The organism is Pseudomonadota bacterium (assembly GCA_018823135.1).
Classification (GTDB): Bacteria; Desulfobacterota; Desulfobulbia; order Desulfobulbales; family CALZHT01; genus JAHJJF01.
Map to the genome: position 1 here is coordinate 1 of JAHJJF010000087.1, position 11,404 is coordinate 11,404.

Below are 11,404 nucleotides of genomic sequence, written 5' to 3' on the forward strand. Positions count from 1 at the left end.
ATCCACTTCGGTCATTTCGGGTCGCTTGCAGCGAATAGAAACCTGAAAATGTTCTTTCAGGCGATTTTTGAGTTGGTTGAAGAAAATCCGCCATGGCAGGATTTCATCTGTGTCGATATCTATGGGGCAGAACTCGATTCCGTCTCACGTGAGAGTCTGGTGGCTTTTCCTCTGGGAACAATGCTTCGTGAACACGGGCGGTTGGAATATGATCCGACCACCGGCAAATCAGGAAGACTGCGGGTGCTTGAGGCGATGTGTCAGTCTGATGTGCTGCTGTTGATTCATGGTGAGGGGATCATCTGCGATGAGTATATCCCTTCGAAATATTATGAATATCTGCTGACCGGCCGGCCGGTTATCGGCATTGCTGAAAAAGGGTCCGAATTAGATGCCATGCTTATGGCCAATGAATCGAGGACGATTGACTTGAATGATCTTGATGCCTTGAAGTGTTTGATCAGGGAGTACCTTGCACAATGGCAGCAGGGTGGAGTCCCCTATAGAAAAGCAAGGTCGCCATTCACCGTACAAAACGCTGTTGATAAAATTATAACCATTGCAGATGGATTATGATTACACAGGTTTATTAGGCTGCAGGCTGTTAGTTGTCTGGGGCTAAGAGGACGTTTTTGCGCATTGAACGAAGCAGCCTGAAAGCCTAAAGCCTCTTGGCCTTGGCAGTTACGATTTCTTCATACAGTTTCTCGTACGAATCCGCGATGCTGTCCCAGGTGTAATTTTCTGCGGTTTTTCTGGCTTGAATTCCAACTTGTTTTCGCAATTCTGGATCGCCCAGCCGTTTTAATAGATTGGAGATGTCATCTGTTCTTGTGGCTAAAAAGCCGTTTTCTTCTTGGCAGATAAGGGCTGAAACCCCTGAGTCGGGGCTGGCAATTACCGGAATGCCGCAGCTCATGGCCTCGAGAATGCTCATGCCGAATGCCTCGGAAAGGGAAGGGAGCACAACAACATCGGCAAGGGCATAATATTTTCTTACGTCATCACAAAGTCCTTTGAAAAATACTCGATCCTCGACATTATGCTTCTCGGCAAGTTTTCGGTAATGGGCATGTTTTTCCCCCTTGCCGAGGACGATGAGTTTCATGTTCTTCCCCAGAGCGGGAATCAGGCGATCCAGGCCCTTTCTTTTGAATTCTGAACCGACAAAAAGCACCGCCAGTTCATTATCGGCAATATGTTCTTCCTGGCGGCGAAGCGCTCTATGCTGGCTGCACCAGTCAGGGTTGAAAAAATTGGTGTCGACTCCGGGAGTAATGACCCGGACATTATTCTGTCGATGATAGTTGCTGCTGATATCATCTTGGATGACCTTGGACACTGCGGCAAGCCAGGGTGTTTGCATTTGCTTTTTCTCAATCCAGAGATAGAGCCAGCTTCTCGGGCTTAAGTAAAGCTGGTCGATTTTCCGGAGGCCGCAATATTGATTTAATCCTGAAGCGTACGAAAAACAATGAACGGTCAGTAAATCCTGAATATATCCCCTTTCATGGGAATGGATGACATCGAAATTATGATTATCTAGTAATTTTGAAACCTGGCGGATATAGGAAAATAATCGGGTCACACCGGAAAACCCATAGGGGCCGGGGACTTTTATAATGTTGATGTTTTCCACCAGAGCAGCTTCCGCCTGCCAGCAAAAAACGGTGACCTTGTGGCCTTTGCGAACTAATCGCTTGGTCACTTCATAGGCATATCGTTCCGAGCCGCCGGTGGATATGAAATTTCTGACAAGAATTGCTAAGTTAAGTGTGGGCAAAGTGATAAAATGAGGGTAAAATTTTCTAAATATATAAGTTATTATGATTAGTTAGTGTCTGTACAGAAAGATGGCAAGACACTCTTTAACCAGCTGATTATACCGCAAGGGCATAGATTTCGTTTGAGCCGACAAGCGGCTCAACTCAGCTTTATTATTAAAAAAATAATACTCCAACCAGAGGCATTATGCAATCATGGCCTCGATGGGACGAATTAGCTGGTCGAACGTGGTGTTTTTTTTCAAGGAGACTGAATGAATAGAGGTGAAGCGGGAAAAATTCCCTTTTCCGTTGCAATCATTACCAGGAATGAAGAGGCCAGACTTGCCGACTGTCTGGAAAGCGTATCCTTTGCCGAGGATCTGGTTGTGGTTGATTCTGATAGCACGGACCGCACCGTAGAAATTGCAAAATCTTACGGCGCCAGGGTATTTATTGAGCCCTGGCAGGGTTTCTCCTATCAAAAACAATATGCCGTAAACCAGTGCAAACATGATTGGGTTTTAATCCTTGATGCCGACGAAAGGATTCCTCAAGAAAGTGTAACCCAAATAGCCCAAGTCCTGAAAGATTCGAGTTTGAAAGTCTGTGGCTTCAGTTTTCGGCGAAGAAATTTTTTCCATGGTCGTTGGATTAAGCATTGTGGCTGGTGGCCCAATCAGGTTCTCCGGTTAGTAGATAAAAGAAAGGGCGTTTTTGATGGAAGGGCGGTCCATGAAGGCTGGATTGCCCAAGGCCCAATTACTGCCCTTGATACTGAAATTGTGCATTTAAGTTACCGGAGTTATTCTGAATTAATTGATAAGATGGATCGCTATTCCAGCATTGGCGCTGAGGATCTTTATCAAAAGAATAAACAGACCGGTGCCCTGAAACCAATAAGTCGTGGCATCTGGATGTTTTGTAAAACATATTTTTTGCAGAAGGGATTTCTTGATGGATTTGATGGCCTGGTCATTTCTTTGATGAATGCTGCCGGATCATTTTTTAAATATGCAAAACATCGGGAATTGACGAAATATGGTCGTGATAAGCTGCACCAGCCGTAATCTCAATATATATTTATCCGATGCTTACCAAGGGGAGGTTCATCGGCAGGGAATCTTATTTTCCGGGAATAATTATGAATGAATATCGTGAAAAGCGCCTGAACAGGCGTCATGAGGTGAAAGAGCCGATAACCTATGTTTACGGAGAGGAGAGCTATTCGTCGCAAACCATAGATATCGGCAAGGGTGGGATTAAGTTTAATACCAAACAGTTGTTGCCACCTTTAAGTAAGGTTTCGATAACCCTGAAAAGAGACCCCTCTCTGATCTTTAACGGTCTGATCATCTGGTCCGGACGCCTGGATGCGCGGTATTTAGCTGCCATAAAGTTCATTGATCTCACCCAGGAACATACGTATTATCTGGAGCAATTTCTGCTCTATGGGGAGAGAAGCGAATAAATCACATTCTCCGGGATAGCAGCCATCACAGATTTTTTGATTACTTTATTGTCTTTTTGAACCGGACCTGTTGTTTGTTTCGAACTTGAGCTGTTGTTCAAGCAACACAGAAGTCAATTTGATACCTCAGCCAGAAATAGCTGAAAAATAACCTATTGTCTTCTTGAGTCCTTCTTCCAGCTGAATTGTGGGCTCCCAACCGAATTTTTCTTTGGCAAGTCTGATATCCGGCCGGCGCTGTTTCGGGTCGTCCGATGGCAGGGGCTCAAAAACAATTTCCGATTTGGAACCGGTGAGGCTGATTACTTTTTCCGCCAACTCCAGGATGGTAAATTCTCCGGGATTTCCTGTGTTCATCGGGCCGGTGAAGTCATCATCCGAATCCATGAACAGGACAAAGAGATTGATCAGATCATCGACATAACAGAATGATCGGGATTGCGAGCCATCGCCGTATATCGTTATCGGCTTGTTGTGCAGCGCCTGCATGATGAAATTCGATACCACCCGGCCGTCGTTGGGGTGCATCCTGGGGCCGTATGTATTGAAAATGCGCGCTACTTTGATCCGCAGGTTGTGCTGGCGACGATAGTCAAAAAACAATGTTTCGGCGCATCGTTTGCCTTCATCGTAACAGGAGCGGATACCTGTGGGGTTTACTCTTCCCCAGTAGCTTTCCGGCTGCGGATGTATTTCCGGATCACCATAAACCTCGCTGGTTGAAGCCTGGAAGATCTTTGCCTTGACCCGCTTGGCAAGGCCGAGCATATTGATTGCGCCGTGGACGCTGGTCTTGGTGGTCTGCACCGGGTCATGCTGATAATGGATGGGAGACGCCGGGCAGGCGAGATTGTAAATCTCGTCCACTTCGATATAGAGGGGAAAGGTTACATCGTGGCGCATGAGTTCGAAATGCGGGTTGTCCAGCAGGTGAATGATGTTATTCTTGGTGCCGGTGAAATAATTATCAACGCACAGGACGTCATGGCCGTCTTTGAGAAGGCGCTCGCAGAGATGGGAACCGAGAAATCCGGCGCCGCCGGTAACCAGTATGCGCTTCGTGTCCAGACTTTTCATGGAATTATTCCTTTAGATAAAAATAATGACTGATTGTTGTTTTGTATAACTTCTGCAGGATATGGTACTTTATTTCAAGAGACAGGAATTATCACTAAAAAAGGCTTTCCTTGGTCGAGATAGTTTTGCGTTGCGCCCTTGTTTTGCGGGAAGCATATTTTCTTGCGATATATGTTGTTGGTTTCTCCAGTATAGAAGAAAGCCGCCCCAATTTCTATATGATCAAGAGTTCTTTGTCAACCAGAATCACGGAGATGGATTACGTTGTTTGGACCTGATAGGCAGAGGCCCTGGAAGCCTTGATATTTCATCACCTGGCCCATGACCAGAGACGGTATGCGTAGATTTTTGCCTTGACTTTTCAATGTAAGTTGAGCATTAATGTCGATTTTTTGGGCGTTTAGGCAGAAAAGGTTTGCAATTTTATTATTTGCTTCCTCTTTGTGGCATACACAAAGAGTGGTAGTATTTGTGTGGTCAAAAAAACTAAACGTTTCATTTAGTTCTGCTGTTTTTTGTTGTTGAGTAACATGATTCTAGAGAGGTTTTGGGTAACTATGTTCGGATTATTTGCAGATACGTTGAAATCAGGCAGTGATGAATCGTTGGATTCGCAGGATTTCTCGCTGATCGAGATGCTTGGCCTGATTTATGAAGACCTTGATATAGATAATGTGGAAGAGCGTTTTATTGAACTTGTTGATGAAATGTTTTCATTTGACCGCATCGCGCTTTTTTTTGTTAAGCATAAGAGGGGAATACTGCAGGGGAAATTGTCCAAGGGATTCAGTGATGGAATCATTGAATCCCTGAAGATTTCAGTGAAGGAGGATTGCCTGTTTTCCAGGCCGTTGATTTCAGGTTTCCCTGTCTGGCAGGCAGAAGTGACAGGGGATCAATACCAGGAGCAGCTCGGCCTCAAGGAATTTGCATTAATTCCGGTAATCAATAAAAAAAGGATTCCCTGCTGGAAGGTGAAAAAATGTCAGGCGGTCAATTGTCCTGCATATGGCAAGAAATGGTTGCGGTGCTGGATGGTGTCGGGAACGCAATGCAGCGGCGGTATTGAAGTTTCGCAGCAGGCAAAGTCAAGGGAATGCATGAAATGCCCGATTTTCGCCAACCAGGATGCCGAGGCGGTGGAGGGGGTTCTCCTGGTTGACAATTCGTCATCCATGAAAAAGATCGGTAAGGAGACTATTGCCGCACTTTCGATTATTGCGCACTCGGTAGGCGTTGCAATTAATAATTCAAAGACCTATATGAGGACCTTGAGTGACGCGATCCGAGATGAACTTACCGGGCTTCACAACCGCAGGTACTTTAATGAGCGCCTGCTGGATGAAGTGGACCGGGCCAAAAGGTATGATGGCAAACTGAGCCTGATAATGTGCGATGTTGATCATTTTAAAAGGGTGAATGATACTTTTGGGCACCCGGTAGGGGATGAGGTGCTGATCTGGTTCGGGGATCTGATCAATCATAATCATCGCAAAAGCGATGTGGTGGCGCGTTACGGCGGCGAAGAGTTTGCCGTCCTGCTCCTTAACACCGATAAACGCAAGGCACTGGAAATTGCCGAGAATATGCGTCGGGACATTGAAAGCGCCAAATGCTGCCATGAAAATCATGATATCCGGTTGACCGCAAGCTTTGGGGTCGCAACATATGGACCAGATGCCGGTTCTTTTGAAGGGCTGGTTTCAAAGGCGGATGAGTTTCTCTATGCCGCCAAGGTTCAGGGCAGAAACAGGGTCTGTTCTTCGTAAGCGATTACATGGCACAGCATCTGCTTTGTCAGCGGTCTGTCCGCATACTGGTTGTATAGCGGACAAAACCGCTTTCGCGCATCTGCCGCACCCTGTAATCGCTTATGGCTTGGGTCGGGTGACTGGCCTTGGTGATATCCCATGATTAGTACTGTTAGTCGTAATCCGGCGCTGATAAATTAAAATTGTGGCATTTTCGAATTTATGGGCTGCCCTTTCACTCCTTGATCGATATCTTAGCGTTTTTCGTCAAAGTCCCCGCTGTGATCACCTTGGCAAAGACCCCTTCTCTGGGCATGATGCAGTCGCCCACCTTAGCGAAAATATCACATTTGCTGTGACATTTCTTGCCGATCTGGGTGATTTCAAGTTCCACACTGTCTGATACAAGCCGTGTGCCGACTGGAAGTGATGCGACATCAAGGCCTTGGGTAGTGATATTCTCGGCAAAATCCCCCGGAACAAGTTCGAGCCCTTTTTCTATCATTTTATTGATGCTTTCCATGGCAAGAAGGCTGATCTGCCGGTGCCAGTCCCCGGCATGAGCATCTCCCTGCATGCCGTGGTCCGGGCGAACCGCAATGGTTTCAACCGGTTTTTTGCCGGTGCCTTTTTTCGTACTGATATTCAGTGACAGTATTTTTCCCATTGATATTCCAAAGTTGAGAGTGACGGGTAAAGAGTAAATGGTGACGAGTAAACAGTGAATAGTTAGGGGTTATATCATTATCTGGTTTTTAAGAATTCTCAGCCGTTTTAAGATATCCTTGCGGCCACTTGCGCCCGGCCCGAATTTCGAAGTGATCAGGCCCGAAGGGGGCGTGACAGGAAGTCACGCATCGACGAACACGCACGATGCGTGATTTCGTCGTCCAGCGAAGAAGTTCGGATCAGCCGAAGCACATGAGCCGCAAGGATATCATGAAACGACACGGCTTTTGAGATTCGAACTGAAAACATAATCAAGTAATATATCATTAATGAAACAGATATATCAAGAATTGGGGAGAATGCTGGCAAGGACAGTGTCTGTCCATATATTTCAAAAGCGGTTATCTTTTAGAAAAAAGAATCAGTAAATCCTCGCGTTAAGCTAACAGCTATGAGCTAACCGCTAACAGCTCTGTCCAGAAAACTACATTTATGGACAGGCCCCTGGTTATTCCTTTGCAATAAGGTCAGTACTCAGATAACGCTCGCCGGTATCTGGAAGAATAAAAACGATCATCTTGCCGTTGTTTTCCGGGCGTGCCGCAACCTGAAGCGCAGCCCAGGCAGCAGCTCCGGAAGAGATGCCGCAAAGAATTCCTTCGTCTCTGGCAATTTTTCTTGCAGTTGAAATGGCGTCATCATTGGTTACGGTGATAACCTCGTCGATAATTTCGGTATTGAGCACCTCCGGGACAAAACCGGCGCCGATTCCCTGTATTTTATGAGGGCCGGGTTTGCCTCCTGAAAGGACCGGCGAAGCAGCAGGCTCAACGGCTATTGCCTTAAAAGCTGGTTTCCTGCCCTTTAGCACTTCGGAAACCCCGGTGATTGTTCCACCGGTGCCGACGCCTGCAACAAAGATATCAACCCGGCCGCCGGTGTCCTGCCATATTTCTTCTGCGGTGGTTTTTCGATGAATTTCCGGATTGGCAGGATTGGCAAACTGATTGGGCATGAATGCTCCCGGGGTTGCAGCTACCAGTTCCCTGGCTTTGTTGATTGCGCCTTTCATGCCCTCTGCACCCGGGGTGAGAATAAGTTCGGCGCCGAAATGTTTCAGCAGGGTTCGTCTTTCCAGGCTCATGGTGTCCGGCATGGTGAGGACAAGCTTATAGCCCTTTGCGGCGCAGACAAAGGCCAGAGCGATTCCGGTGTTGCCGCTGGTGGGCTCAATGATCGTTGTTTCGGCGGAGATGCTGCCGTCTGCCTCGCCGGCCTCGATCATTGCCAGGCCGATCCGGTCTTTGACACTTGCCAGGGGATTCTGGAATTCAAGTTTCGCATAGACCTCGGCGCCAAGCCCTGCAGCGATGCGGTTCAGTCTGATGAGCGGAGTGTGGCCGACGATTTTGGTGACATTCTGATGTAATGTTGTCATTGTAAATTTCCTCCAAAGAACTTTAGCAGATCATTTGAGAAACTCTGCGATTATCAGTCTGTTTGTGCAAAATTATTTCTTTTTGCCGTTACCCGAATAGATGAGTTCAGGTCTTTTGAGCAATACTTTTGTGTCCGGCGGCACGCTTTCAGTAAGCCAGATATTGCCGCCGACAATCGAGCGGGCGCCGATTACCGTGTCGCCGCCCAGAACTGTTGTGTTTGCATAAATGATCACGTCATCCTCAATGGTGGGATGTCTTTTTTTGTTGCGCCATTTTTCTCCGGCATCATGGGGCAGAGACAGCGCCCCCAAGGTTACGCCCTGATAGAGCCTGACGCGGTTGCCGATTTCAGTGGTTTCGCCGATGACCACCCCGGTGCCGTGGTCGATGAAAAAACTTTCGCCGATGGTTGCCCCGGGATGAATGTCTATTCCTGTTCGGCTGTGGGCGTGCTCGGTCATAATCCGGGGAATGAACGGCACTCCGAGCTTATAGAGGGCATTGGCAACCCGATAGGTTGTGATGGCCTGCAGGCCCGGATAACTGAAAATTACCTCATCCTGGCTTTTAGCCGCCGGGTCGCCGGTGATTGCAGCCAAGATATCGGTTTTCAGCAGCTCTTTGATGATTGGCAATTGCTGGATGAATTTCAGTGCAGGATCCTGACCCCGGTCAGCGCAGTGTTCGCAGGCGTCATTATTGCTGAGACAGTTGTATTGGTATGCAAGGAGGATCTGCCGTGACAGGTCCTCGAAAAGGATATTGATTTCCTGGCCGAGATAATACTCCAGGTTGTCGGCATTGATGGTGGTCTGGGAAAAATATCCCGGAAAAAGGATCCGGCGGATGTGGCTGAGGATAGTGATCACCGACTCATGGGAGGGCATCGGGATGGCGCCGACGTGGTCGCAGTATTCTTTTTTATTCCATGATTCGGCTATTTTTTTGACGACGGGCGGTAATTCCCGGTATTGATTGGGGGTTGCGCTGGATTTGGTGATTATCTTCAAGGGGTCAATTTTCTTTTTTTTCATGGGTGTTTCCTTTATGGCCGGAATGCATTATTTCTCTATCATGAATATGCCGTATGTGGCGAAGAGGTTGGGCAGGAATTTTATGATGCTGCCATGCCGGTCCTGATAGTGGGTGTTGATCGCTGTCTCTTTAATTATTTTGTATCCGAGTTTTCTGGTAAATTTCCTGAAATCCTTCATGGTGATAACCCGGATGTTCGGGGTGTTGTACCAGTCATAGGGCAGCTGCTGATTTTTCGGGGCGTAGCCGGTGAGCAGAATCTGCAGGCGAATTGACCAGTGGCTGAAATTCGGGAAGCTGACAATCACCTTTTTGCCGATCCGCAACAGGCCGCTGATCAGAATATCCGGTTCATACACCTGCTGCAGGGTCTGGCTGAGTATCACATAATCAAAAGCTTTTTTTGGATAATCATGTATCTCCTGATTGAGGTCGCCCTGAAGAACCGACAGGCCTTTGGCAATGCACTCGGCAACCTCGGCCTCATCCTGTTCAATGCCTGTGCCGCAGACCTTTTTCTGTTCCCGAAGATATAACAGCAGGTCCCCCTCGCCGCATCCAAGATCAAGGACTTTGGCCCCCGGTTCAATCCAGGAAGCAATCAGTTTCAGGTCAAAGCGCATCTCTTTGGGATTACTTTTCATGGGAAATGCGCTCCAGAAAGCCTTTGAGTAAATTGCTCAACCGATCATTGGGAAGCAGGAATGCGTCATGGCCCCATTCGGCTTCGATCTCGCAGAAACTTACGTCGAGACTGTTTTTTTTCATTGCCTGGACCAGGGCCTTTGACTGATATGTCGGGTAAAGCCAGTCCGAGGTGAATGAGACGATGAGGAATTTTGCCTTGGCCTTTGCAAAGGCCTTGGACGTAGAACCGCCACCATGCTGGTTTTCCAGGTCAAAATAATCAGCTGCCTTGGTGATATAGAGAAAAGAGTTGGCGTCAAAGCGTTCGACGAATTTTTTCCCCTGGTAGCGGAGATAGCTTTCAACCTGGAAATCCGCATCGAAATGAAAGGAAAAATCGCTTTTATCTTGCAGCCGCCTGCCGAATTTGCGGCGCATGGATTCGTCGGACAGATACGTGACATGGCCGATCATCCGGGCAACGGCAAGGCCCAGGTCCGGTTTGTTGCCGCCGTAATAATTGCCCTTGTTCCAGTTGGGGTCAGCCATGATCGACTGCCGGGAGATTTCGTTGAAGGCGATGGCAAGGGCCGAATGCCTGGCGGTTGTCGCAAGGGGGACTGCGGATTTTACCATATCCGGATAACGCAGGGTCCATTCCAGGACCTGCATGCCGCCGATGGAGCCGCCGATTACTGAACACAGTTTGCTGATGCCAAGATGGTCGATCAAAGCCTTTTGGGCGGTGACCATGTCGCCGACGGTGACCACTGGAAAATCAAGGCCGTATGGTTTGCCGGTTGTAGGGTTAAGGGAAGAAGGGCCGGTGGATCCCATGCAGCTTCCGAGGATATTGGCGCAGATTACAAAATATTTGTCGGTGTCGATACCCTTGCCCGGTCCGATCATCAGATCCCACCAGCCCGGCTTGGAATCTTCGGGGCGGTAATAGCCGGCCATATGGGAATCCCCGGAAAGGGCATGGAGGATCAGAATAGCATTGTCCTTTTCCGGTGTCAGCGTGCCCAGTGTTTCATAGGCCAGGGTTACCGGGCCGAAAGAAACGCCGCTTTCAAGGCGCATGGGGGCAAATGCATCGGCAAAGGTGAAGAATTGTTTTTCCACCATGCCAACGGACGCACCGTTTGTATCTGATTCAGCATATTCGCTCATCTTCAGGATACAGTTTCCAGGGCTTGTTCGATATCGGCAATGATGTCTTCCACCCCTTCAATGCCCACGGATAATCTTACCAGATCCGGGGTGATGGAAAGGAGCTGCCGGATTGGTTCCGGAAAAGCCACGTACTGCGATGAATACGGGTGGATGACCAGGGACTTGCAATCACCGAGATTGGCCAGATGGTAGATCATTTTCAGGTTGTTGATGAATTTGAAGCATGCCTGTTGATCTTTTAATCCAAAGGCAATGAGTCCGCCGAAGCCCTTGCCGGCAAACTGTTTTTTTGCAGTGGGATAGGATGGGTTGTCCTTGAGCCCGGGATATTTCACCCAGGTGGTTTTCTGGTGGTTCTGAAGATAATCGGCAACCTTCATGGCATTTTCAATA

At 48.0% G+C, this 11,404-nt stretch carries 12 protein-coding genes; 4 read left to right on the forward strand and 8 right to left on the reverse strand.

Going from position 1 to position 11,404, the window contains the following annotated elements:
- Positions 1-576: hypothetical protein (locus KKE17_09375; GenBank protein MBU1710200.1), on the forward strand; the 576-nt coding region annotated here is incomplete at its 5' end.
- Positions 577-661: 85 nt separating this feature from the next.
- Here the strand turns inward: KKE17_09375 and KKE17_09380 are convergent.
- Complete coding sequence (locus tag KKE17_09380; GenBank protein MBU1710201.1) at positions 662-1,783, reverse strand: glycosyltransferase family 4 protein; 1,122 nt, start codon at positions 1,781-1,783, stop codon at positions 662-664.
- Positions 1,784-2,038: 255 nt separating this feature from the next.
- Between KKE17_09380 and KKE17_09385 the strand changes: the two genes are divergently transcribed.
- Positions 2,039-2,833, forward strand: a complete 795-nt coding sequence (locus KKE17_09385) for a glycosyltransferase family 2 protein (protein ID MBU1710202.1) — start codon at positions 2,039-2,041, stop codon at positions 2,831-2,833.
- A 74-nt stretch (positions 2,834-2,907) separates the two neighbouring features.
- Positions 2,908-3,234, forward strand: a complete 327-nt coding sequence (locus KKE17_09390) for a PilZ domain-containing protein (protein MBU1710203.1) — start codon at positions 2,908-2,910, stop codon at positions 3,232-3,234.
- 126 nt (positions 3,235-3,360) lie between these two features.
- On the opposite strand, the gene KKE17_09395 is transcribed toward KKE17_09390, so the two are convergent.
- Complete coding sequence (locus KKE17_09395; protein ID MBU1710204.1) at positions 3,361-4,311, reverse strand: SDR family oxidoreductase; 951 nt, start codon at positions 4,309-4,311, stop codon at positions 3,361-3,363.
- Positions 4,312-4,868: 557 nt separating this feature from the next.
- Between KKE17_09395 and KKE17_09400 the strand changes: the two genes are divergently transcribed.
- Positions 4,869-6,080 carry a GGDEF domain-containing protein gene (locus tag KKE17_09400; protein ID MBU1710205.1) on the forward strand — a complete coding sequence of 404 codons (1,212 nt, stop codon included), beginning with the start codon at positions 4,869-4,871 and terminating at the stop codon, positions 6,078-6,080.
- 217 nt (positions 6,081-6,297) lie between these two features.
- On the opposite strand, the gene KKE17_09405 is transcribed toward KKE17_09400, so the two are convergent.
- The 6 genes from KKE17_09405 to KKE17_09430 all read right to left on the reverse strand — a co-directional run.
- Positions 6,298-6,729 (reverse strand): MOSC domain-containing protein, encoded by a 432-nt coding sequence (locus KKE17_09405; protein ID MBU1710206.1) that lies wholly within the window; start codon positions 6,727-6,729, stop codon positions 6,298-6,300.
- A gap of 510 nt (positions 6,730-7,239) precedes the next feature.
- Positions 7,240-8,169 carry a cysteine synthase A gene (gene cysK, locus KKE17_09410; protein MBU1710207.1) on the reverse strand — a complete coding sequence of 310 codons (930 nt, stop codon included), beginning with the start codon at positions 8,167-8,169 and terminating at the stop codon, positions 7,240-7,242.
- Positions 8,170-8,241: 72 nt separating this feature from the next.
- A complete protein-coding gene (locus KKE17_09415; GenBank protein ID MBU1710208.1) occupies positions 8,242-9,207 on the reverse strand; it encodes a serine acetyltransferase in 966 nt (321 codons plus the stop codon).
- 27 nt (positions 9,208-9,234) lie between these two features.
- A complete protein-coding gene (gene metW / locus KKE17_09420; protein ID MBU1710209.1) occupies positions 9,235-9,831 on the reverse strand; it encodes a methionine biosynthesis protein MetW in 597 nt (198 codons plus the stop codon).
- Positions 9,832-9,841: 10 nt separating this feature from the next.
- Positions 9,842-11,008, reverse strand: a complete 1,167-nt coding sequence (locus KKE17_09425) for a homoserine O-acetyltransferase (GenBank protein ID MBU1710210.1) — start codon at positions 11,006-11,008, stop codon at positions 9,842-9,844.
- Between the two features lie 2 nt (positions 11,009-11,010).
- On the reverse strand, positions 11,011-11,404 hold a 394-nt coding region (locus KKE17_09430; protein MBU1710211.1), incomplete at its 5' end, for a PLP-dependent transferase.

What these genes read in the sequence shown, in the direction of transcription:
- KKE17_09385 (MBU1710202.1), top strand. Translation starts at nt 2,039, where the DNA reads ATGAATAGAGGTGAAGCGGGAAAAATTCCCTTTTCCGTTGCAATCATT.
- KKE17_09390 (MBU1710203.1), top strand. Translation starts at nt 2,908, where the DNA reads ATGAATGAATATCGTGAAAAGCGCCTGAACAGGCGTCATGAGGTGAAA.
- KKE17_09395 (MBU1710204.1), bottom strand. Translation starts at nt 4,311, where the DNA reads ATGAAAAGTCTGGACACGAAGCGCATACTGGTTACCGGCGGCGCCGGA.
- KKE17_09400 (MBU1710205.1), top strand. Translation starts at nt 4,869, where the DNA reads ATGTTCGGATTATTTGCAGATACGTTGAAATCAGGCAGTGATGAATCG.
- KKE17_09405 (MBU1710206.1), bottom strand. Translation starts at nt 6,729, where the DNA reads ATGGGAAAAATACTGTCACTGAATATCAGTACGAAAAAAGGCACCGGC.
- cysK (MBU1710207.1), bottom strand. Translation starts at nt 8,169, where the DNA reads ATGACAACATTACATCAGAATGTCACCAAAATCGTCGGCCACACTCCG.
- KKE17_09415 (MBU1710208.1), bottom strand. Translation starts at nt 9,207, where the DNA reads ATGAAAAAAAAGAAAATTGACCCCTTGAAGATAATCACCAAATCCAGC.
- metW (MBU1710209.1), bottom strand. Translation starts at nt 9,831, where the DNA reads ATGCGCTTTGACCTGAAACTGATTGCTTCCTGGATTGAACCGGGGGCC.
- KKE17_09425 (MBU1710210.1), bottom strand. Translation starts at nt 11,008, where the DNA reads ATGAGCGAATATGCTGAATCAGATACAAACGGTGCGTCCGTTGGCATG.